The sequence below is a fragment of the Mariniradius sediminis genome (genome assembly GCF_021491425.1).
Classification (GTDB): Bacteria; Bacteroidota; Bacteroidia; order Cytophagales; family Cyclobacteriaceae; genus Mariniradius; species Mariniradius saccharolyticus.
The window spans coordinates 1-22,964 of sequence record NZ_JAKEVZ010000025.1 but is presented as its reverse complement, the minus strand read 5'-3'; the positions used below and the strand labels follow the sequence as shown (position 1 = coordinate 22,964).

Here is a 22,964-nt window from a genome sequence, read left to right as displayed (position 1 = left end):
TAACGAATAATGAGTAAACAATAACCAAAAACTCAATAACTCAATAACCAACACAGTATCTATTACCATGGTGAATTGATAATTAACTAACCAACTACCAACCGCTAACATGTTAAAAAACTATTTCCTTACCGCTTGGCGGATAATGAGCCGACAGAAGGCCTATTCCGCAATCAACATCCTCGGCTTGAGCCTAGGGATGGCTGCCAGTATTTTGATCATCATCTATGTGGTCGATGAGTTGAGCTATGATAAGTTCCACAAGGATGGCGAACGTATCTACCGGGTAAATATGGCCGGCAGCATGAATGGCAATGATTTCAATATGGGCTTCACGCCTGCACCCATGGCCGCCGCCCTTAAGGAAGAGGTACCCGAGGTGGAGGAAGTGATCAGGCTGGGTATGTTCCGAACAATGCCTATCCAACATGGTGAAAAAACTTTCACGGAGCCCTATATGCTCGTGGCGGATCCCAATTTCTTCGATTTTTTCAGCTTCAAACTACTGGAAGGTGATCCGAAAACAGCCTTGGAAGGCACCAACAAAGTGGTCTTGACTGAAACGGCTGCCCAAAAGTATTTTGGTGATGAAAACCCGATCGGAAAAATCATCCTCCGCGGCTCGGACAAGCGGGAGACAGTCGTTTCCGGCATCGCCGCAGATCCTCCGCACAATTCGCATTTGGTTTTTGGAATGATCCTGTCGGGGGAGAGTTGGCCGTATATGAAGGATGAGCAATGGTCGAGCAACAACCTATACACCTACTTCAGGCTTTATCCCAATGCAAATCCGGAGAAGGTAAAGACGGCCCTTGACCAGTTTGTTGAAAAATACATCGGCCCCGAATTGGAAAATTTCTTGGGCTTGTCAATGGACGCGCTCAGGGAACAGGGAAGTGGCTTGGGTTATTATCTCAGCAGACTGCATGATATCCACCTGTATTCGGAGACCCAGGAGGAAATCAAGCCCGGGGGTAAGATCCAATACCTCTACATTTTCGGAGCGATTGCCTTATTCATCATATTCATCGCCTGCATCAATTTCATGAACCTGTCCACCGCACGATCTGCCAATCGTGCCAAAGAGGTCGGGGTCAGGAAGTCGATCGGGGCTCAGAAAAACAGGCTGGTCTTACAGTTTTTGTCGGAGTCGGTCATTTATAGCTTGATTTCGATTTTCATCGCCTTTTTCCTTATCCTGCTCGCCCTTCGTCCATTTAATACGCTTTCCGGAAAGGATTTGGGATTGGGAATATTCACGGATCCCTTGGTGATTGTCGGCTTGCTGGTGTTTGCCGTATTGGTTGGCGTGTTGGCGGGTTCCTATCCGGCATTCTACCTGACCTCATTCTCACCTGCTATGGTGCTGAAGGGGAAGATTCGAAGCGGCGCCAAACGTTCGCATTTCAGGAATGGCTTGGTCGTATTTCAGTTTTTGATCTCCATTTCCCTGATCATCAGCAGCATGGTTGTCTACAAGCAGTTGCGGTACATGCAGGATAAAAATCTGGGATTCGATAAGGAGAACGTGATCAACCTGCTGCATACCCGTTCCTTGGGTCAAAATGGACAAGCATTTAAGAATGAGCTTTTGTCCCAATCGGCTTTTGTTTCGGCCAGTTATGCCAACGACCTCCCGCCCAATATCGATTGGTCTACGGTTTTCAAAACCATGCAAAACAACCAGGATTTCCTCTGCAATCTCTATTTCACCGACCACGACAACCTGGAGACCATGGGCTTCGAAATGGTGAAAGGCCGGTTTTTTTCCAAGGATTTTCCCAGCGATACAGCAGCGGTGATATTGAACGAAACCGCCTATAACATGATGGGTTTTGGCGAGATCGACGGCACGCAGCGTATTTCCAGTTTTTGGCCCGATACCGATGGCATGACCGAGAAAACCCTCATCGGTGTGATCAAGGATTTCAATTATGAAAGTCTCCGTACGCAGGTTAGGCCTTTGGTCATGATCCTCGGTCCCGAACCAAACAACGAACTCGCCATCAGACTTGCAGCCGGAAATGTGCAGGAAAGCCTTCAACTTCTGGAGACCATCTGGAAAAAGCACTCCAATGGTGCCGCTTTTGAGTATTCCTTCATCGATGCCAATTACAATTCCCTGTTCCAGTCCGAGCAAAAGATGGGAAATATCATTCTGGTTTTTACCGTCCTCGCGATCAGTATTGCTTGCTTGGGATTGTTTGGCTTGGCAGCCTACACCACGGAGCAGCGATCCAAGGAAATCAGCATTCGCAAGGCCATGGGGGCTACGGTGGCGCATTTGGTCACGATCCTGAGCAAGGATTTCACGATACTGGTCTTGCTCGCTTTTGTGATTTCGGGGCCATTGACCTATTACCTTATGTCAAATTACTGGCTTTCCAACTTCGCCTACCGCATTGAAATTGACCTTTTGCTGATCATGCTCGCAGGACTGATTTCAGTCGTAATAGCTTGGCTTACGGTTAGTTATCAGTCCTTTAAGACAGCGGCTAGCAATCCGGTGGACTATTTAAAGAATGAATAAAAAATTGGGCCTTAGGCCATCACATAAACCACTTAAACTACCAACTCCATGTGGAAGAACTATTTCAAAATAGGATTTAGAAACCTTCTGAAAAACAAGACCTACACGGGGATCAATCTCCTCGGACTTACCGTGGGTGTGGCAGCCTCGATCATGCTGTTTTTCTACATCCAGCTACAATTGAACTTTGACAATTTCCATACAAATGGAGATGCAATATATCGGATATTGAATACCCGTCAAGAAGGAGATCAGGTGTTTCGGACGCCGAGTTTGCCCTTGGCGTTGAAGCCCGTATTGGAGGGGAATTTTGCGCAGGAGATGGTTTTTACCAATATTCTCCCCCAAAATTTCCTGGCGAAAGTCGAGGACGGCGAGGGATTCAACCAAGACATCATGATGGTGAGTCCCGGTTTTTTCGAGATGTTCAGCTTCAAAATGGTGCAGGGGCAAGCGCCGAAAACTTCCGAAAATCGGTTTGATATTGTATTGACCGAAAGTACTGCCAAGAAATATTTTGGAGACACGAATCCGGTGGGTAAGTCCCTGCTTATCAGACCTGCTGAAGAATTTATTTCTTACCAGGTCTTGGGTGTAATGGAGGACGTGCCTGCCAACTCCAGCTTGACGTTTGAGATTTTGATGCTGGACGACAATGCAGACTTGCTTTACACGCAGGAGCAAAGGGACCATTGGTATATGGCTTTTGGGGATGCGTACGTGATGGTCAAGAATCCTGAAAATGCAGCTGGATTTGAGAAATCCATGCAGCAGTATATCCACGGTTTGTTCCAAAATCGGGAGGAGCCTATTGATTACAATTTCGCCCTCCAGCCTTTGGCGGATGTGTATTTTTCCGAAGAAACCGGAACCGCGGCCAATATGAATCCGCGGATCCTGTGGATTTTGGGGGGAATTGCGGTACTCATCATCCTGATTGCCTGTATCAATTTCACTACAATGGCGATTGGAAATTCTTCATCAAGGGCTAAGGAAGTCGGAGTTCGGAAAACCATGGGAGCCGGAACCGACCAGTTGTTTGGGCAATTCATGGCCGAATCCATCCTGATGACGCTGTTCTCCTTGGGTCTTGGACTCGGCTTGGCCCGTGTGTTTCTACCCACTTTTAATCAACTGATGGAAACCCGCATGGCGATTTCTCTTTCCGGCGGACAGGTATTATTGATATTGGTTTTTGGCGTGTTGATCGCGCTGGTTGCGGGATCCTATCCTGCTGTGTTTTTGGCTTCTTTTCGGCCTATACAAGTCCTGAAGTCCAATTTGAGTGTCAAGTTTGGGAAGCAGGGCCTCAGGTTGTCCCTGCTGGGATTTCAGTTTTTTATTTCGATTTTCCTGATCACTTGTACCCTGATCATGTACAAGCAGATGAAGACGATCGAGGATCATGAATTGGGAATCAACCGGACGGCGATTTTGCAGATCAACGTCCCGCCGCCGGCCGCGCAAGGGTTGGGGCAATTGATCGACAAGGGCTTCGAGTATGGGCAGACCTTCAAAAATGAACTTATCAAGATGCCCGAGGTCGAAAACGTCAGCGTGGCCACGGCGATTTTTGGGGACAATACTTGGTTCAATGCTGGCTACGAAAGTCCCGATGGCAAGGAAATTGAATTCAAGATCAACATTGTCGACGAAGAGTTTTTGCCGCTTTTTGGATTGGAATTGATCGAGGGGAGGAATTTTTCAGCCAATATTCCAGCGGACAAGTCGACGGGTATAATCATCAATGAGGCGATGAAATCCGCCTTGGGTTGGGACGATGTGGTCGGCAATTCTCTGGAAAGCAAACGAGGATTCCCAGAAAACAAGGCGGTAGGCATGGTGAAGGATTTTCACTACGAGAGCTTGTATAGGAAAGTTGAGCCAGGGATCTTGGTGCTGCACCATGGGCATATTTTCCCTGGAGTCCATTCGCTGTGGATGTCCGAGAATATGGTGCCGAAGATTTTTGTAAAAATCCAATCCAATGATATGCAGGAGACCGTGGGGAAATTGCGCGCCAAGTGGCAGGATATCTACGGCACCGATCCCTTCAACTACAGCTTCTTGGAGGATAACATTGCCAACCAATACACCAAGGATCAAAGTCTCAGGGCATTGGTCTCGGCTGCGGCATTGATCGCGGTAATTATCGCGGGGATGGGACTGTTTGCCATGGCGTCCTTGGCGATTAGTAGTAGAATCAAGGAAATTGGTATCCGGAAAGTCTTGGGAGCTACGACTTTGGAAATATCCATGCTGTTCAACAAGGATTTCCTGAAAATCACCATGATTGGCATCTTAGCGGCCCTTCCGGCGAGCTATTACCTGATGCGGGAATGGCTCAATGATTTTGCTGTGAAAACCAATCTCGGACTTGGGGTTTTCCTCCTGGCTGTTGGGGTTGGGCTGGTTTTCTCTGTGGTTATCGTGAGCTCACAAACCGTCAAGGCCTCTTGGCTGAATCCCGTGAAGAACTTGAGAAGCGAGTGACAAGGGGGTGATGAATTGAAATTGGTAGATTCAGAGGAGGAACCAAGTACCAAGTACGAAGTACGGCCTGAAAATGAGACAAGAAACAAGAAACAAGAAACAAGAACCAAGAGCCAATAACCAAGAGCCGCGGCTGTGGACTATGGACTATCGACTGTGGACTTAACCATTTAACCAATAACCCAATAACTCAATAACAAATAACCTCTAACCCCCACTCCCATGACACACATCGCTATACCCATCCCGACCGGCACAGGAAAACAGGACATCAACATCGAGGTGACGATCAACAACCAAAAGCAATCCCTTCATTACAAAGTGGAATTGTTTTTTTGGGATGAATGCCAAAATCCAAATGGACACCGTGCTGACTGCATTTCGGAAATGCTAGCCAAGCATGATCCCAATTGGACGCTGTACTATATCGGTGCGCCGACGGACAAGTTTGTGCCGATCACATTTATGGAAAGGAGACGGGAGATTGGAGATATGAGACGTGAGATTTGAGACACTTAAGACACAAGACACAAGAAGCAAGAGCTGCAGCTATGGACTATTTCCCAATAACCCAATAACCATTAACAATCACCTCCCCGGCCATGATCCAAAACCAATTCAGAATAGCGTTCAGAAACCTTCTGAAGCAAAAGGTTTACACCACTATCAACATCCTTGGGTTGGCAGTAGGAATTGCGAGTTGTATACTGATCGTACTTTTCATCCAGCATGAGTTTTCCTACGACAAGTTCTTCAGGGACCACGACAGGATCTATCGCATGTCTTTGGAGCGCATATATCCAAAACACAGTACCTATTACGCGATTGTGCCGCATTCCTTTGCTAAGGTGGCAAAGGAATCATATGACGAAATCGAGGAAGTAACCCTTGCCACACGATTCCCCGACGTTGAGTTGAAACATATCGATGCCAAGGGCGATGAAGTGAAGTTTGACGAGAAGATGGTCCTGACCGCTGACAGCACGTTTTTCAGGATTTTCGATTTTGAGTTTGTAGAGGGTAAATCCGACAGGCTTTTTACAAAAGCAAATGAAATGGTGGTGACGGAGGATTTTGCCAAAAGGTACTTTGGAGAAGCAAATCCGATCGGAAAGACCGTCAAGCTGGGCGGTGGGGCTGATATTGAACTGACGGTGGTCGCCCTGATGCGGGATTTGCCTAGCAATTCCCATTTTGATTTCAGTGCCGTGATTTCCAATACGGGGCTGCCCTTTTTGCAGCAGGAAAATTTCACGGGTTTTTCGGCCTATACCTTTTTCAAACTTCGGGAAGGTGTGGACCCGCAAACTCTTGAAGCTAAAATCCCCCAACTCGTAGACAAATACGCCGCCGGTCAGATTGAGCGGGAATTGGGTAAATCCTGGGAGGATTACAGAAATGCCGGAAACGGTTACCGGTATTTTCTACAGCCGCTGACCGACATCCATCTATTCCCGACCTATATCGAAGCCCAATTGAAGCCCGGTGGCAATATCAATTCCATCTACATTCTAATCGCCGTGGCCGTTTTGATCTTGGGAATTGCCTGTGTCAATTTTATGAATCTCTCCACCGCCAAGTCCGCAGAGCGGGCGAAGGAAGTTGGCATTCGTAAAGTAATGGGCTCTTTGCGCGGCCAATTGATGACGCAGTTTTTATCTGAGGCCATCATCCTCAGTGCATTTGGCGTATTTCTCGCAGTAGCTTTCGCCCAATTCGCCTTGCCATTTTTCAACGACCTCACTGAAAGGCAAATCGAGCTTCCATTCTCATTTGCCGCCTTGGGTTTAGCCATCGGGGTTATCCTGATTGTCGGAACGTTGGCGGGATTGTATCCGGCGATGGTGCTTTCTTCTTTCAAGCCGACAGAGGTCATGAAAGGAAAATTCACCTCTTCCCACAAAGGCCAATGGATCAGAAATGGGCTTGTCGTGTTCCAATTCTGGATTTCTATTATCCTAATCATCGGCACTTTGGTTATCCGCAACCAAATGGCCCACATGCAGAACATTTCCCTAGGTTTTGACAAGGAGCATGTGCTGATGGTCGAGCGGGGATTCAGCTATGGACCCCAAAATCTCAAGACCTTTGTGGAGGAAGTCCGCCAAATGCCCGAAGTGCAGAGCGCGGCGTACTCCTTTGCGGCACCAGGGGATGAAGCCTCGTTTTTTGGCGTAATGTACCAGCCCGAGGGGGCAAGCGAGCTATTGACAGTCAAATCGATGGTCATTGCGGATGGAGGCATCGAGACTTTGGGTTTGGAAATTCTAGCGGGCAGATCATTTTCGGAGGATTCCCAAGACTCACTTTACCTCATTCTCAACGAAACGGCGGTGAAATTGCTGGATATCGGGGATCCGATTGGCGCAAAATTGTCCGAGGTGCAAAATGGGCCGGATGGTCCGGTGACGATTTGGCGAACTGTGATCGGCGTTGTCAAGGATTTCAACTTTATCTCGCTCCGGGATGAGATTACACCTTTGGTGCTGCAAAATGTCGAAAGCTTTGGACAGGATGTTGGCGGGCAGTACGTCCTCGCTCGGATCAAACCCAATGAAACCCAAGCCGCTATTGATGCCATCGAGAGGAAGTGGAAGGAAATCGACCCCAGTCAGGCATTCAGGTATTCCTTCCTCGACGATCGGCTTAACAGTCTTTACCAACAGGAACAGCAAACAGGGCGGATATTCTCGATTTTCTCGGGATTGGCCATCTTTGTGTCCTGTATCGGGCTGTTTGCATTGTCGGCTTATATCACCAGCCTGCGCACCAAGGAAATCGGTGTCAGGAAAGTTTTGGGCGCTTCGGTGAGCGGGGTCGTGATGATGCTGTCCAAGGATTTTACCAAAATGATCCTCTTGGCCTTTGTCCTTGCGGTCCCCGTGGCCTGGGTGGTCATGGAGAAATGGTGGCTGCAGGGATTTGCCTATCGGGTAAATGTCGGACTGGGCGTTATCCTTGTGGCAGGGCTCTCTGTCCTCATCATCGCCTGGCTGACGGTAAGTTTCCAATCCGTAAAAGCAGCCTTGGCGAATCCCGTGAAGAGCTTGAAGAGCGACTAAGGTCAAGCCAATTGCGCTGCCGGAAGCCTGTAATCCAACTTTATGCGGACATATTCCTCCATTTAGATAGAATGTGGCCTGGACGCTAAGGGTATCCCGAATGCTACCGAGATGGCGTCTGCACCTTTTTTTAGTGGAATTTGTAATTCACCTGATCTCAAACTATATTCCAATGCGGTGCATTAAATAGCTTTTCCAATTACAAATTGGTGTTAATAATAGGGTGGAATTGCATCCACGATGAATATCGGGATCCACCCAGCCACCACCGAAAGTCTATACTACGCCTAGGCGGGAAAATTCTAGAAACGGTGTTACTAGAACATGCCATTGCGGAACTAGCATAATTACAACTGGCGTGACGTCAAATAGGAAAGATATAGTTAAAACTTTTTTTTTCACACAAGATTAGACAAGCTCCGCAAAGAAATAAACAACAATTTCCAATGATCAGAAAAATATTTATGCTCACCCGTTCTCTATTTGTTTTATCCATCTTTACTTGCTTATCCTGCAAAAATGAATTCAAGGAAGCTGTTAAACTTAGGGTAACGTTCATCCAACCATTCACTACTGTAATGTTGCCAGTGGATTGCAGATCAATTGACCGAATGTTGGACTATTCGAAAAGGAAACAAATAGTAGATCAAACATTTCTAAAGACATTTGAGAATGAATTGGAAAACCTAAAGGAAAAAAGAGTTTACCAACCAATTGATGTCAGGATAAAGATCCTTATCGATTACGCTGACAATACGGATACACTTTGTCTTGGAGAATTTTTTGGGGTAGTATACAATGGAAGGTCTTTTGAAGATGATTCAAGGCTATTGGACCTCGTTAAATCAAAGATATATGAAGAGTAAAGCGTTGATCCCCGCCCTCGGTGGCATTTGGCGGTGGCAATACGCGTAGGTACTACCCCGGTCTGGTCGTAGAATGGCGTTGGCGCTGGGCGTTTGCAATTAAGCCTTCATATTTCATTGAATTTGTAATTCACCTGGCCTCAAACTATATTCCGCTGTGGTACATTAAATGGCTATTCCAATTACAAATTGGTGTTAATAATAGGGTGGAATTGCATCCACGATGAATATCGGGATCCACCCAGCCACCACCGAAAGTCTATACTAAGCTCAGGAGGGGATAAATGACTATGAAAATCCTTATTTACATTTTCTTTATCATGGCCTGTTCATCACGTGTTTTTTGTCAGGAGGACTCGCGAGAGCATTTTCATGAAAAAAATTACGAGGTTATTAATATTGCTTTGCATGGTACTATAGATTGTTTGAAGAAAAGCAAAGTTGTCAAAGTACCCATTAAGATGGATATTTTGAACGATTCAATGCTGTACCAGTTGGTAGAAATGAAAATTATAAATGAAAACGAGATTAGCTACTTTATTCAACAAGTTGAAACTGTGTCCCAAGCAGGCTGGGATGGTACTAAAATAAAGTGTGCCAGTTTGATTGATTTCCCAAAAAATAAACACGCCAGACGGGATTTTTTGCAAATTTCAATGCCGTTGTATTCCAAAGACGGAACAATTGCGATTTTGTATTTTTGGCACGTCAGTAGAAACTCTTCTTTTGAATCCATGCCGGTTTATCGCTTTAGGGATGGGCGTTGGACCTATCTCGCTTCACTTTACAGCGTGCTGGGATCGTAGGTAGTGGATGTGCAATACTAGAAGGTACCGGCCCCACGTGAGCTAAGAATGGTGTAGGCGCTAGGCGTATCCCGATGGCTATCGAGGATGCAATTACGCCTTCATATTTCATTGAATTTGTAATTCACCTGATCTCAAACTATATTCCAATGCGGTACATTTGATTGCCATTCCAATTTCAAATTGGTGTTGATAATAGGATGGAATTGCATCCACGATGAATATCGGGATCCACCCAGCCACCACCGAAAGTCTATACTAAATTCAGGGTGAGATTCACCCAGCCATCACTGACAGCCTGAACTTCACTCAGGGGGGTGTGAATAATAGGAAGGTTCACAAAATCGCCGCCTTCTTTTTTTCGTCAAAGGGGCATCCGCAAAAAGAAGAAACCTTCGGGGTTATAAAAACCCCAAAGGTTCTGCAATTCTTGAATCTTGTCTCTCGCTTCTTGCTTCTTGTCTCTCGCTTCTATCCTCAATCCTCCCCCAAGAATGGATACCTGTAATCCACCGGCGACACGAAAGTTTCCTTGATGGTCCTTGGCGATACCCAGCGTAGCAGGTTGATCATCGATCCGGCTTTGTCGTTGGTGCCCGAAGCCCTTGCTCCGCCAAATGGCTGTTGCCCGACGACGGCGCCTGTTGGCTTGTCGTTGATGTAGAAGTTGCCGGCGGCGTTTCGGAGTTTTTTGGTTGCAAGCTCTATGGCATAGCGGTCCTGCGAAAACACCGCACCTGTCAAAGCATAGGGGGAAGTCTGGTCCACCAGTTCCAAGGCCTCCTCAAAGTGCTCAGCATGGTAGACATAGATTGTCAGCACTGGCCCGAATATCTCCTCGCACATCGTGGTGTACATCGGATCTTTGGTCAGGATGACGGTCGGCGCGATGAAGTAGCCTTTTGACTTGTCATAGGTGCCGCCGGCTATGATTTCCACGCCTTCGGATTTCTTCGCGTTGTCGATGTATTTGGCGATTTTGTCAAAAGCTTTCTCGTCGATCACGGCATTGATGAAGTTGGTGAAATCTTCCGTGCCGCCCATTTTCATGGAAGCAAGGTCTTCCAAGAGGTATTTTTTCACATCTTCCCAAAGGTTGGAGGGGATATACGCCCTCGATGCTGCGGAGCATTTTTGGCCCTGGAACTCAAATGCACCTCGAGACAAGCCAACCGCCACGGCTTTTGGATTGGCGGACTTGTGGGCAATGACGAAATCCTTTCCGCCCGTTTCGCCTACGATTCTTGGGTAAGACTTGTATTTGTAGATGTTTTCGCCAATCGTTTTCCAGATATGCTGAAATACGCCCGTGGAGCCCGTAAAGTGGATTCCCGCGAAATCAGGATGGTTGAAAATGATGTTACCGGCCGTCGGACCGTCCACATAGACCAAGTTGATTACGCCGTCCGGTACGCCGGCTTCCCTGAATACCTGCATCAGGACGTTTGCTGAGTAGATTTGGGTGTAGGCTGGTTTCCAAACGACCGTGTTGCCCATCATCGCGGCGGATGTGGGGAGATTTCCGGCGATGGCGGTAAAGTTGAACGGTGTCAAAGCAAAAACAAACCCTTCCAAAGGCCTTTGCTCCAGTCTATTCCAAACCCCGTTCCCGGATACGGGTGGCTGTTGGGCGTAGATTTCGGCCATGTACTTGACATTGAAGCGCAGGAAGTCGATGATTTCGCAGGCGGAGTCGATTTCAGCTTGGAAGGCGTTTTTGGATTGGCCGAGCATGGTGGCGGCGTTGATTTTTGCGCGATAGGGTCCAGCCAAGAGGTCGGCTGCTTTCAGGAATATCGCGGCACGCTGTTCCCATTCCATGGATTCCCAGGCATGCTTGGCCCCAAGGGCGGCATTGATGGCCTGCTCGACATGGGATGCGTCGCCCTCGTGAAAGTACCCCAGGATATGCTGATGGTCGTGTGGAGGCGACATGGGTTTTTTGTGCCCGGTCCGCACTTCCTCACTGCCAATGTACATCGGTACGTCAATGACTTGTGAGCGGAGTGTCTTGAGCATGTTTTGAAGCTCTTTTCTCTCGGGGGAACCCGGCGCATAGCCCTTTACCGGCTCGTTTTGCGGAGTAGGTACATTGAAAAATCCTTTCAGCATATCTATTTGAGTTTATATTTTTTGGTAGGCAAATATAAGATTTCGTCCATTTAATTTGCCGGACTTTCATCACGAAGGGTAATTGGAATGTGAAGGCTTTCGATTGTTAGGTTAAAAAGTGGGGCACTGCTTTCGATGCTATCCTGCTTTTGCTAGATTCCAAATGCGATGCGCGGACCAAAATACATGCCCCGGACAAATCCTTTCGGATCTACAAACATGTAACCTTCCAAGCCGATCGATCCTTTTTCGCCAAAAGGTTTGAAAATCGACATTCTCAGGGGGACGTGGAGATTTACCGTCGTTGATCGCTCTCCGCTGAATCCCCGGTAGAAACCAGTTTCCTCATCAAATGAAATCGGAACATAAAAGAAGTTTTTCTCCACCAAAGCACCCATTCCAAAACCGCCTTCTGCTACCATGCCGCCCCAAGACAGTTCAAAACGCCTGTTTACAATGAAGGAAATATGATCTGATTGGACTGAACCATCGAGGGGCAAGTCTGTACCGATAATCGGGGTACCGATCGCAGAAAGCCGAAAGTAGTCGAAATTGGAAATATTGATACTGGATCCAATTGTCCAGTCTTCGTGAAATCGGTAGAAAAGGCCAAGATTGACACTGGCGCCGGTTTGTGGATTTTCGAACAATCGTTCGCTGGGCGCACCATAGAAACCCAGAGAAAATCCCAATTCTGCCTTTTGCCCAAAAACCAAATCTGAGTAAATGAGCAAAACGGCGGTAAGGAGAGTAATTTTTATAGTGCTCATTATCAAAGTCTAAAGGAAAGCGTCGGACCTACGTGAAATCCCCCGAATGTATAAAATGGCGTTAGGAATACGCCTGTTTTGAGTCCTAACCAGAATTTGGGATAGATTTCCTTTTTGATTTCGGTCTGGATGGGAAAGGTAGCGTCTCTCATGAAGTCTCTTTTTTCCATTCCGTTCGGATCGGTGGTGTTGAACGCGAGCCGATTTTCAAGATAGAAACCAAAGCCGGAATTGACCGACCACTCGAGGTTTTCTTTTATTGCGAATGCTTTTCCTATTCCCAAATAGAAAAAATAGACATCGACCTGTGAGCTTTCGGGACCAAAGGCCTGCCCGTTTATAGCCAACTCGCTCAGCGCGGGATTGTAGCTAAATCTGCCCTTGGAGATGTTGGACGATACAAAAACCTTTTTCGGATTCAAGTAAGTAAACGATAGGCCGAGGTGAGGACCGACTTTTCCCTCCTTGTAGTACCAAAAATCAAGTGGCGAGATGATGCCCGGTGAAACTGAGATTTCGTATTCCTGTGCGAAGCACTTGTTGGCACCCACGCATAGTACCAATGCGAACACCTGTAGGACGATAAACTTGTGCATTCAAACTAATTTATCTGCGAATATAGCGATTTATCCTGAAACCGAAATTATTCAGAGAAAACTTTCCAATTCCTTCAAATGCCGAATGGTATAGGTTGGTGTATGTTCTATGCCTTTGAAGTGCGGGTCAAAATAGACGTTGTCGATCTGGGCGCGGATGGCGCCAAGGATATCGGAATTGGGATTGTCACCAATCATGATACAGTCTGTATGCACAGTGCGCAGCTGTTCCATGGCATATTGGAAAATACGCGGATCGGGTTTTTTATGACCTGTGGTCTCTGAAGTGACCACGAGATCAAAAAAGGGTGTCAGTCCGGAGGCCTCCATTTTCTTGAATTGGCTTTCGTTGAAGCCATTGGAAATGATGTGCAAGCCATAGTGCGGCCTGAGATATGCCAAGACTTCCTTTGTGTAGGGCAATACATGTGGTTTGGAAGAAGTGCGGGACATGAAGTCATCTTCCAAATCGCGTGATACTATCTCGGGATTGGCACCTGCATGCTCGAAAATCAATTTGAAACGCGTCTCACGCAGGCCTTCTTTGCTGATTTTCCCTACGTCATAGAGTGCCCAAAGCTTGAAGTTGACCGCATAAAAGGACTTGATGAAAGAATCCACATCGGGGATGCCGGCATTGGTCAGGCTGTGTTGGACAAACAATTCGGACAGGGATTCCTGCACGTTGCGGTCATAATCCCACAAGGTGTGGTCCAGGTCAAAGAAGAGGTGGGTGTATTTTTTCAAGAGAATTTACTTTCTGTAGGGGTTGTTTTCGATCTTGTTTTTGGCAAGTTCCCGGTTGGACTGAAGTATCACAAAAACCTCCTGATCCCGGATAAGGTTTGGGTCCTTCTGGATAAACTTGAAAATCTGCTGGATGATTTCCTGTGCCTCGTCCAAGATGTAATAAAAGATCCACTGATCCACACGCCTGCTGCCGAGCAATCCGGCATTTTTGAGGTAAATGAGGTGCCGACTGGTTTTGGTCTGGGTAAAATCGAGGATATGCTCCAGGTCGGAGATACTGAGTTCCTTGTTTTGGAGCAGGAGGTGCAGGATTCTCACGCGGGGCTCTTCAGACAAAGCCTTGAAAATCCGCATCCCATAGTTCAAGCTGATGTTTTTGAGGCGCATTTAGCAAATTTAACGAAAGAAAGGTACGGCAAATGAAGCAATTCACGCCAAAATAGACTAATATTAGGCCAAAATAGGACATCCATTGTTGGAATAGGACGTTTCTATCAAGGGCCCAAATCGATTCAGCTTTGAAATTATCAGTACCATATTGCCTTTCCACAATCCTTCTCGGAATGCTCTTTTTGGGTGCTTTCCAAGCCAATGCCCAAGACCGGGAGCGCAAAGTGATCCAATTGTCCGGTATCATCCTCAACTCAGACAGCACCGATGCCGTCCCCGGGGTCAACATTTATGTGCCAAAAAAAGGACGGGGCACCAGTTCGGGACGCTACGGTTATTTCTCGATGCCGGTGCTGGAGGGGGATTCTGTGGTATTCAGCTTTATCGGCTTGAAAAGGCAGACCTTCAAAGTGCCCAACAATGTAGAGGATGACAAAATCAGCTTGATATTGACCATGCAGGTGGATGAGATTTCACTTGCCGAGATCGAGGTCATGCCATATCCCACAGAGGACGAATTCAAGCGGCAAGTATTGGCCATGAACTATGAGGCGCCGATGACCATCGACTCCCGTGGCAACATGAGTCCCGAAACACTACTCCGATGGGCAGGGGAAATGCCGGCCTCGGCCAATGAAAACTGGCGCTATTTCCAGCAGGGACAGATTCTGCAGATCCAAGATCGCTATGGGCCAAGGCCCTTTACCCTTATGGATCCATTCGCTTGGTCCAAATTTATCCAATCCATCAAGCGGGGTGATTTGAAGAAGAAGGATTGATCTAGAAAAAATAATGAATACAGGCTGTCTCGGAAAACCGGAGCAGCTTTTTTATTTCCCGTTATTCCCGCCCGACTGTTCCAAAATAACCGATGTGATTGGGTACACGATTTTGATTGTCGGCTCCGACTTGAACCTGTCCAAAATCGCCTCGGTAATCTGATGCTCAAAAAACCGCCGCTTTCTTGGGTGACACAGGTATCGAAGCGAAAGTTGAATTCCCCGATCGAGGATCTTGGTGTAGACGGTCGGCGTATACTGGCTGAAGGTGATGAAATGCTCCTTGTGGGCCTTTTTCAGCTCCAATTCAATTTGCTTAAAATCCCCCTGAAGCAGCTCGTGCATGATTTCCTTCAGGACCACCTGTGCGCGCTTGTGGTCCGAATCGAGGCTGACGTACAGTTGCTGCTCGTTCCAGATGTATTCGAAGCCCTGGCTGTAGTTGGCCTGTGGAAATGAGAAGACCATGCCATTGGGAACATGGATGATGCGTCCGGTGCTTTGCTCTGCATCCACCCAATTGCCCACTTCCAGCAGGCTGAACTGGAACAGCCTCAAATCCACCACATCGCCCTTGTAATCGCCGATTTGGATCCGGTCGCCCACGTCAAAGGGCTTCCGCCAAAGTATGAACACCCAGCCCGCGATGTTGACGAAAATATCCTTCAGCGCAATCGCAATACCTGCAGACAAGAGTCCGAGAAAGGTGGTGATGGATTGGAAGTTGCTGATCCATATGTTGCCAACCAGTAACAGCCCGATGAACACAAGCGTGTATTGGATTGACTTGCGCCAATGGTACACCCGCCGGATATCCTCGTCCGGGCGATTACCGATCAGTCGGTAAGCCCCCTTCTTGATTACCCACAGCACCAGAATAATCAAGATGGTCTTGTAGATGTTCCACCTGATATCGTAGGCAATGATGTCGTTGAGGTATTCTACCCAGTTGTCCATGATCTGATTTGATCTCTCTAAACTAAGCCGTGTCGTTGGAATATCAAAAGCAGCGAGGAGAAATTAGAATTCTAGCGAATAAAACTTACTCATCCCAGACTACAAAATTTTGGATTTATAGAAAGAAGATGGTAGTTGGTTCCCGTCATGCTGAACCGTAGCTTGCGGAGGGAAGCATCTCCTGAATCGAGGAGACCCTTCGTTCCTCAGGGTGACGCCCCAGTCGCTGTCAATGGTAACCGTAGCTTGCGGAGGTGAAGCATCTCCTAATTGAGGAGACCCTTCTCCACGATAACGATCGGGACCTCAGGGTGACGATTCACCAATCTGTCATTGGTACCCGTAGTTTGCGGAGGGAAGCATCTCCCAAAGTGATGAGACCCTTCCTGCCACTGAAAGACATTACTTTCACGCGGCGCCCGCAGCGATTTCGTAGCGGGCGCCGCGTGAAATCTTTTTCTTTAAACAGTAGGTAACAGAAACAAAACATTCCATTTTTTGCCATTCTGCATTTCTCCCGTATTTTTCCAAAAAACAAACCCAATCATGCCCATGCGTGCCCATAAAATCGTATCAGCGCTCCTGTTTTCAATTTTCATTACCGTTTTTACCGCTTTTGGTCAAAACGAGCCCTTGGCATTCTACCTGACTTGGACCGATGACCCCAGCCACAGCATGGTCGTGGATTGGCATTTGGAGCGCTTGGATCCGGATACTTTGTTCATTCGGGAAAAGGGAAAGACCAAGTGGAGTTTCTTGGAGAGCGACGTGTTGCCTTATCCTTTTTCCACCCGATATGTCCACCGCATTTCTGTCCAAGGCCTGAAGCCGGCGAGGGAGTATGAAATCAAATTTGGAAAAAGCGAGCGCGTCTACTTTTTCCGCACCATGCCAAAAAATCTGAAAAACACCGCTTTGAAAATCGCCATCGGCGGGGATTCTATGCACCAGAAGGAGTGGCTTGAGAAAACCAACAGGGTCGTCAGCGGGCTAGATCCGGATTTTGTGATCATCGGTGGGGATATGGCCTATGAAAACGGTGTCGCCGAAAACGTCGGTCGGATTTACGATTGGTTTGACGCGTACAGCAAGACTTTGGTGACGGAGGAGGGACGGATTTTGCCCTGCTTGGTAGCGGCAGGCAACCATGAGGTGGTGCGTGGATACCACAGCGCCCACCAAGGTTATGTCCAAAATGATGAATTCCGCAACCGTATCGCACCGTATTTCTATGGGCTTTTTGCCTTTCCGGGACAACCGGGCTACAATGTGCTCGATTTTGGTGATTACCTGAGCCTGATCATTTTGGATACGGAGCATTCCAATCCGATCTTGGGAGCGCAGACCGATTGGCTCAAAAGTACCTTGGCTGCAAGGCAAGACGTAGCTTTCAAACTGCCGATTTACCATGTACCCGCCTATCCATCGGTCAGGGCTTATGGTGACAAGGTGCAGACCTTAGTAAGGGAAACTTGGACGCCCATCTTTGAGCAATATGGGGTCCAGTTGGCCTTCGAAAATCACGACCATGCCTACAAGCGCACCTTTCCGATCAAAAACATGCAGGTGGCAGAAGGTGGCATCGTCTATGTGGGAGACGGTTCGTGGGGCGTTACGCCCCGGGATATCCATCCGGTAGACAGTACTTGGTACCTACAGGTCGCGCAAAAGATCCGGGCATTTACTCTTTTGACTTTGGAGGACGGTGCCTACCGAATCACGTCCTACGACGAAGATGGTCGTGTGATCGACCAATTTGGGGACAAGATTTGGCCCCGGAAACAGGAGGATTGATATTCCAGCCAGGTTTTTGAATTAGATTGGAAACATCTTGCCTTCTTCATTATTCTTACGTTGACAATGTAAAATATCTTACGTTTACAGCGTAAGATATTTTATTTTTACAGCGTAAGATGTATCTTTGTCTAGATAAGACATTGAAAATATGGTTTTTAAGGAGGATGTACTGGCTGCTTATCAGGGTCAGCAGGGTCTGTTGGAGAAACAGGACTCATTCGTTGAGCGTGCCTATCTTAGCCAACTTGAGGCCAAGTCCAAGCACATAGAGGTAATCACAGGCGTGAGGAGATGTGGGAAGAGCACTTTGATGCGGCAGATAGCGAGGCGATTCTACGATAAAGTAGCGTATTTCAACTTTGAGGATTCGCGTGTTTTCGGTTTTGAAGTGGGTGATTTTTCTAAATTGGATGAGGTAATTGGGAAAGATGTGGATGCCTATTTTTTTGATGAAATCCAGAACGTGACTGGCTGGGAGGTTTTTGTGCGGCAATTGCATGAACAGGGCGCCAAGGTTTTCGTCACGGGATCAAATGCGTCACTGCTTAGTAGGGAATTGGGGACAAGGCTTACAGGTAGATACTTGAGTCATGAAATCTTCCCGTTTTCTTATGAAGAATACCTGAGCTATTTTTCGAAAGAGAACACCGACGAGAATTTCAAAAACTATTTGTATAACGGCGGCTTTCCGGAATTTCTCAGGGACCAGAATCCGGAGATATTGCAAATGCTGCTCAAAGACATCCTCCTACGGGATATCTCTGTCAGGTTTGGGATCAAAAACACACAGGTTTTGATGGAGGTGGCGCTATTCTTGGTGAGCAATGTCGGGAAAGAAGTAAGTTACAATGGCATAAAGAACACATTTCAAATCGGTTCCCCGAGCACGGTGTCGGATTATCTGTCTTGGATGGAAGATGCGTATTTGTTCTTTTTTCTCCCCCGATTCAGTTGGTCTGCCAAGTCCGTCGCCCGAAATCCCAAAAAGGTTTACTGCATCGATACGGGATTTGCAAAATCCAATTCCCTGAGCTTCAGCAAAGATGAAGGCAGGCTTTTGGAGAACCTTATCTATTTGACCCTTCGAAGAAAATACACCAAGTTGTTTTATTTCAAGGATCGGTTGGAATGTAACTTCGTCGTTTTCGAGGGGAATGAATGCAAATGGATCGTCCAAGTCTGTGCAACCTTCCATGCCGACAACCGGGACCGGGAAGTCAACGGACTTTTGGAAGCCATGGAGGCACTGAAGGTGAACGTAGGCTATATAGTCACGCTGAACCAAAGTGATGATTTGAGGGTCGGTGAAAAAACGATCAAGATAATGGAATCAAGGACCTTTATGGCGCTGATAGGCGAAAAACCTGGCCTTTGACAAATCTGCTGGGTGGTGGTCCAGATTGTAAAGCGGGGGAAAGACTTGATTCTGACCTTGGGTATTCTGTTTAGGTTTACGATTGCAATAAAATTGGAAACGATGGCTTCAAATCTCTTAAGCTTCCTCAAACAACCCTATCCTTTCTACTACAAAGGCAAACAGCTTATTTCGTTTGCACTGCTCATTTTTGTTTTGAGTGTGCTGTTCAATTACTTTTTTGAGCCATTCAATAACAATCCGATGGAACACCGGATGGATTTCTTCTGGATCAGCGTGGTGCATTCGGCCAATGCTACTTTGGTGGTATTGCTGTTTTTGGGCCCGATTGGACTGGTCACGAATGAGGATAACTGGACCGTCAGGAAGGAAATCCTGGTGGTATTGGGCCTGTTTGTTTTGATCGGTATTTCCCAGTTCTTGATCAGGGACTTGATTTATGATAATCCTTACAACTGGTCTTGGCGGTATCTGATCGAGGAAATCCGAAATACCTGCCTCGTGGGGATTTTGTTTTTTTCCATCATCGTACCGATCAATTTTATCCGGCTCAGTCGGGAGCACACAACACTCGCCGCACGCTACAATGCGACGGCACATCCTGCCGAAACTGCCAAAGGACCGGAAGAAATCCTCATCCGCACCCAGCAGAAAAGTGATGACTTCACGCTCGACTGCAGCGGTTTTTTGTATGCAAAGGCAGATGGTAATTACCTCGAAATCCTCGTTGTGGAAGACGGGAAAGTTCACAAGCTGCTGAAAAGGATGACGCTGAAGGAGTTTGAAATGCAGCTAGAGGCACCCGACCATATCATCAGGACACACAGATCCTATCTGGTCAATCTCCGTCATGTGGGCGATATCAAAGGAAATGCGCAAGGGTACCAACTGCACTTGAAGCATCACCCGGAGACGATTCCTGTGTCAAGGGGGATGATTCCGCTGTTCGAAAGCCGGATCAAGGTCTAGGCTTTGTCATTCGTCACAAAGCCGTGACAGCCATCCCAAGGCGCTTTATTTGTCTTATGTAGATTCTACATTTGGGAAAAAAGTAATTCCATGAGAAGACACGATATGGATTGGCTGCGGGTCATCGTTTTTGGCTTGTTGATATTTTATCATGTGGGGATGTTTTTCGTCCCATGGGGCTGGCATATCAAAAACGACATCATCTATCCCAATGCCCGCTGGCCGATGCTCTTTGTGAACCAATGGCGCTTGCCTATCCTGTTTGTGATTTCGGGCATGGGCACTTTCTATGCGCTGTCTAGGAGGACTGCCGGACAGTTTGCAAAGGAGCGATTCATCCGATTGTTCATTCCTTTGGTCTTTGGGATGTTTGTCGTTGTGCCGCCGCAGATATACTTCGAGCGCTTGGACAATAGCCAAATCAACCCAGGCTATTTTGACTTTTGGCCTTCGCAGCTTTTCGCCAATGGGGTATATCCAGAGGGTAATTTCTCTTGGCACCACTTGTGGTTTCTGCCCTATTTGTTGCTGTTTTCGCTGGTGTTGCTCCCCGTTTTTTTGTATCTGCGCTCCTATCCAAATGCTGGCATATTGAACCTGATGCGAAAATGGGCGAGCCAGCCCTTTGGCTTGTTTTGGCTCGTGATTCCGTTGTATGCATGGGAGTCGCTGGTAGAGCCCTTTTTTGAATCGACCCATGCCTTGATTGGCGATTGGTTCAATTTGGTCAATTATGGGACACTCTTTTTCTATGGCTTTTTGCTGATTTCGGTAGAGGATGTTTTTTGGGCTACTGTGGAGAAAAACAGGCGAAAGTACTTGTACATCGGACTTGTCTCCTTTTCACTGCTGCTTGGAATCCGTTTGTTGTTTGATGACTCGACGCTGGTTCACTTTACCGAGGCCATATTTAAGGTAGTCAATCTCTGGGCGTGGATTCTGGTGCTATTTGGCTATGCCGCGGCTTATTTGAACAGGCCGAGCGCCCAACTCAGCTACGCAAACGAGGCCGTGTATCCTTTTTACATCCTGCATCAGACCATCACGATAGCGATTGGTTTTTACTTGATGCACTTGGATTGGGGATTTTGGCCAAAATTCGGTCTCATGGTGGTCGGTACTTTTGGACTTTCCTGGCTGATCTATGAATTTCTGATCCGAAGGTGGAAATGGGTCCGGCCGTTGTTTGGGTTGAAGGAAAAGGAATGAGCCCTTGGGTTTTGTTGAGGATTCTGTGCAGGAGGCTTTTTCAGTTGGCCTCAAAACTCCCTCCTTCAAAAAACCGCAGGCTGATTTTGTTTCCATCCCACAAATGGCTAAATTTTTTGGATGATCTGATTTGGCTCTCTGAAGAAAGGTAATTAACTCAATCACAGGGATTTTTATTCATGATCAAACCGTGCCGACTTCATCGATTCAAAAGCCATTGCCGTCCCGGCTGGGAATTCTAACCTGACACCAATTCAACCAATTTTTATGAAAAACAGACGAGAGTTTATCAAACAAACGGGAATCACCGCTGCCGCTTTGGGCTTTGGTCTTCCACAGATGTCATTTGCGATGCCATCCCAAGATCCACTTTTCAAAATTTCGCTTGCCGAATGGTCTGTGAACAGACTGCTTTTTGGCAAGAAGATGGATCATTTGGACTTTGCGGCCATGTCCAAGAAGCATGGCATCGATGCGGTCGAGTATGTCAACCAGTTTTTTATGGACAAGGCCAAGGACATGAACTACCTGCGGGAAATGAAAACCCGGGCAGAAGGCGAGGGTGTCACCTCCGTATTGATCATGGTGGACCGGGAGGGAATGTTGGGAGCAGCTACTTCCGAGGAGCGGAAACAAACCGTGGAAAACCATAAGAAATGGGTTGAAGCCGCTAAGTTTCTCGGCTGCCACTCGATTCGTATCAATGCCTACACGGCTGTACCCTGGAGTGAGGATCCAAAGATTGCCAAAGAAGCCCTGAACGTCACCAGTTCCGGCCTGCGTCAGATGTGTGAGTTTGCACATGATTTTGACATCAATGTCATTATCGAGAACCATGGAGGGTACTCTTCAGATGCCAAGTGGCTGGCCCAATTGATCAAGGAAACAGAGCACCCGCGTGCAGGGACTCTTCCTGATTTCGGCAATTTCCAGATTCACCGGGATGACAAGCGGGTCGTATCCTATGATTCCTACCGAGGCGTAGACGAACTCATGCCCAAGGCAAAGGGCGTCAGTCTCAAGCCGACCGTGTGGGACGATCGGGGCGGGCAGCACGCTCTTGACTACTCACGGATGATGAAAATTGTCCTTGCCCATGGCTACCATGGCTATGTTGGTATCGAGCATGGCGAAAAAGATCGGGAATGGGAAAGCATCGTCGAAATCAGGAATACTCTGAGGGATACAATGGAGGTACTAAAGGGATAGGCGAATTGAAAAATTGGAAAATTGGGAATTGGAAAATTGATGGCGACCAGAGAAATCACTATCTGTAGCGGTCAATTTTCCAAACCCCCAATCCCTCTAATCCCTCTAATCCCTCTAATCCCCTAATCCCCCAATTTTCTGACATGTCCTGAAATAGCTTGACAGATGAGGTCAGACTAAAATCAGGTTAAATATGACAAAAACGGTTCGGGAATTCAAGCGGTACAGTATTGGCTTCAAGAAGCATGTGGTTGAGGAGTTGGAAAGTGGCAGTTCCTATTCCTATCTTCAAAA

The 22,964-nt window shown here is 47.2% G+C and carries 18 protein-coding genes; 12 read left to right on the top strand and 6 right to left on the bottom strand.

All coding sequences use genetic code 11. The features are described 5' to 3' along the window. Window positions 1-109: 109 nt before the first annotated feature. From L0U89_RS19605 to L0U89_RS19580, 6 genes are all read left to right on the top strand, one after another. On the top strand, window positions 110-2,530 hold the full coding sequence (locus tag L0U89_RS19605; RefSeq protein WP_234863080.1) for an ABC transporter permease: 2,421 nt from the start codon (window positions 110-112) through the stop codon (window positions 2,528-2,530). 48 nt (window positions 2,531-2,578) lie between these two features. Next, window positions 2,579-5,023: an ABC transporter permease gene (locus tag L0U89_RS19600; protein WP_234863079.1), complete on the top strand. Its 2,445-nt coding sequence runs from the start codon at window positions 2,579-2,581 to the stop codon at window positions 5,021-5,023. 222 nt (window positions 5,024-5,245) lie between these two features. Further along, window positions 5,246-5,533: a hypothetical protein gene (locus tag L0U89_RS19595; RefSeq protein ID WP_234863078.1), complete on the top strand. Its 288-nt coding sequence runs from the start codon at window positions 5,246-5,248 to the stop codon at window positions 5,531-5,533. A 92-nt stretch (window positions 5,534-5,625) separates the two neighbouring features. Further along, on the top strand, window positions 5,626-8,085 hold the full coding sequence (locus L0U89_RS19590) for an ABC transporter permease (protein ID WP_234863077.1): 2,460 nt from the start codon (window positions 5,626-5,628) through the stop codon (window positions 8,083-8,085). Between the two features lie 446 nt (window positions 8,086-8,531). Further along, the gene (locus L0U89_RS19585) at window positions 8,532-8,951 is read left to right on the top strand and encodes a hypothetical protein (RefSeq protein ID WP_234863076.1); all 420 of its coding nucleotides are present in this window, start codon (window positions 8,532-8,534) and stop codon (window positions 8,949-8,951) included. A gap of 290 nt (window positions 8,952-9,241) precedes the next feature. Then, window positions 9,242-9,757, top strand: a complete 516-nt coding sequence (locus L0U89_RS19580; RefSeq protein WP_234863075.1) for a hypothetical protein — start codon at window positions 9,242-9,244, stop codon at window positions 9,755-9,757. Window positions 9,758-10,234: 477 nt separating this feature from the next. Here the strand turns inward: L0U89_RS19580 and pruA are convergent, their stop codons facing one another. The 5 genes from pruA to L0U89_RS19555 form a co-directional block, all read right to left on the bottom strand. Beyond that, a complete protein-coding gene (pruA, locus tag L0U89_RS19575) occupies window positions 10,235-11,869 on the bottom strand; it encodes an L-glutamate gamma-semialdehyde dehydrogenase (protein WP_234863074.1) in 1,635 nt (544 codons plus the stop codon). 152 nt (window positions 11,870-12,021) lie between these two features. After that, window positions 12,022-12,639: a hypothetical protein gene (locus L0U89_RS19570; RefSeq protein WP_234863073.1), complete on the bottom strand. Its 618-nt coding sequence runs from the start codon at window positions 12,637-12,639 to the stop codon at window positions 12,022-12,024. Window positions 12,640-12,641: 2 nt separating this feature from the next. Further along, window positions 12,642-13,235 carry a hypothetical protein gene (locus tag L0U89_RS19565; RefSeq protein WP_234863072.1) on the bottom strand — a complete coding sequence of 198 codons (594 nt, stop codon included), beginning with the start codon at window positions 13,233-13,235 and terminating at the stop codon, window positions 12,642-12,644. 51 nt (window positions 13,236-13,286) lie between these two features. Continuing rightward, entirely contained in the window at window positions 13,287-13,982 is a 696-nt protein-coding gene (locus tag L0U89_RS19560) for a YjjG family noncanonical pyrimidine nucleotidase (RefSeq protein WP_234863071.1), read from the bottom strand. A gap of 6 nt (window positions 13,983-13,988) precedes the next feature. Beyond that, a complete protein-coding gene (locus tag L0U89_RS19555; RefSeq protein WP_008627242.1) occupies window positions 13,989-14,372 on the bottom strand; it encodes an ArsR/SmtB family transcription factor in 384 nt (127 codons plus the stop codon). 176 nt (window positions 14,373-14,548) lie between these two features. On the opposite strand from L0U89_RS19555, the gene L0U89_RS19550 reads away from it, so the two are divergent. Next, a complete protein-coding gene (locus L0U89_RS19550; RefSeq protein WP_234863086.1) occupies window positions 14,549-15,154 on the top strand; it encodes a carboxypeptidase-like regulatory domain-containing protein in 606 nt (201 codons plus the stop codon). A gap of 51 nt (window positions 15,155-15,205) precedes the next feature. Here the strand turns inward: L0U89_RS19550 and L0U89_RS19545 are convergent, their stop codons facing one another. Continuing rightward, window positions 15,206-16,111, bottom strand: coding sequence for a mechanosensitive ion channel family protein (locus L0U89_RS19545; RefSeq protein ID WP_234863070.1), 906 nt, complete (start codon window positions 16,109-16,111; stop codon window positions 15,206-15,208). Between the two features lie 552 nt (window positions 16,112-16,663). Here L0U89_RS19545 and L0U89_RS19540 point away from each other — a divergent pair. The 5 genes from L0U89_RS19540 (at window position 16,664) to L0U89_RS19520 (ending at window position 22,670) form a co-directional block, all read left to right on the top strand. Then, complete coding sequence (locus L0U89_RS19540; protein WP_234863069.1) at window positions 16,664-17,905, top strand: purple acid phosphatase family protein; 1,242 nt, start codon at window positions 16,664-16,666, stop codon at window positions 17,903-17,905. Between the two features lie 151 nt (window positions 17,906-18,056). Further along, window positions 18,057-19,283: an ATP-binding protein gene (locus L0U89_RS19535; protein WP_234863068.1), complete on the top strand. Its 1,227-nt coding sequence runs from the start codon at window positions 18,057-18,059 to the stop codon at window positions 19,281-19,283. A 15-nt stretch (window positions 19,284-19,298) separates the two neighbouring features. Next, window positions 19,299-20,252, top strand: coding sequence for a LytR/AlgR family response regulator transcription factor (locus tag L0U89_RS19530; RefSeq protein ID WP_234863067.1), 954 nt, complete (start codon window positions 19,299-19,301; stop codon window positions 20,250-20,252). A gap of 90 nt (window positions 20,253-20,342) precedes the next feature. After that, on the top strand, window positions 20,343-21,461 hold the full coding sequence (locus tag L0U89_RS19525) for an acyltransferase family protein (protein WP_234863066.1): 1,119 nt from the start codon (window positions 20,343-20,345) through the stop codon (window positions 21,459-21,461). 267 nt (window positions 21,462-21,728) lie between these two features. Further along, window positions 21,729-22,670, top strand: a complete 942-nt coding sequence (locus L0U89_RS19520) for a sugar phosphate isomerase/epimerase family protein (RefSeq protein ID WP_234863065.1) — start codon at window positions 21,729-21,731, stop codon at window positions 22,668-22,670. The last annotated feature ends 294 nt before the right edge of the window (window positions 22,671-22,964 follow it).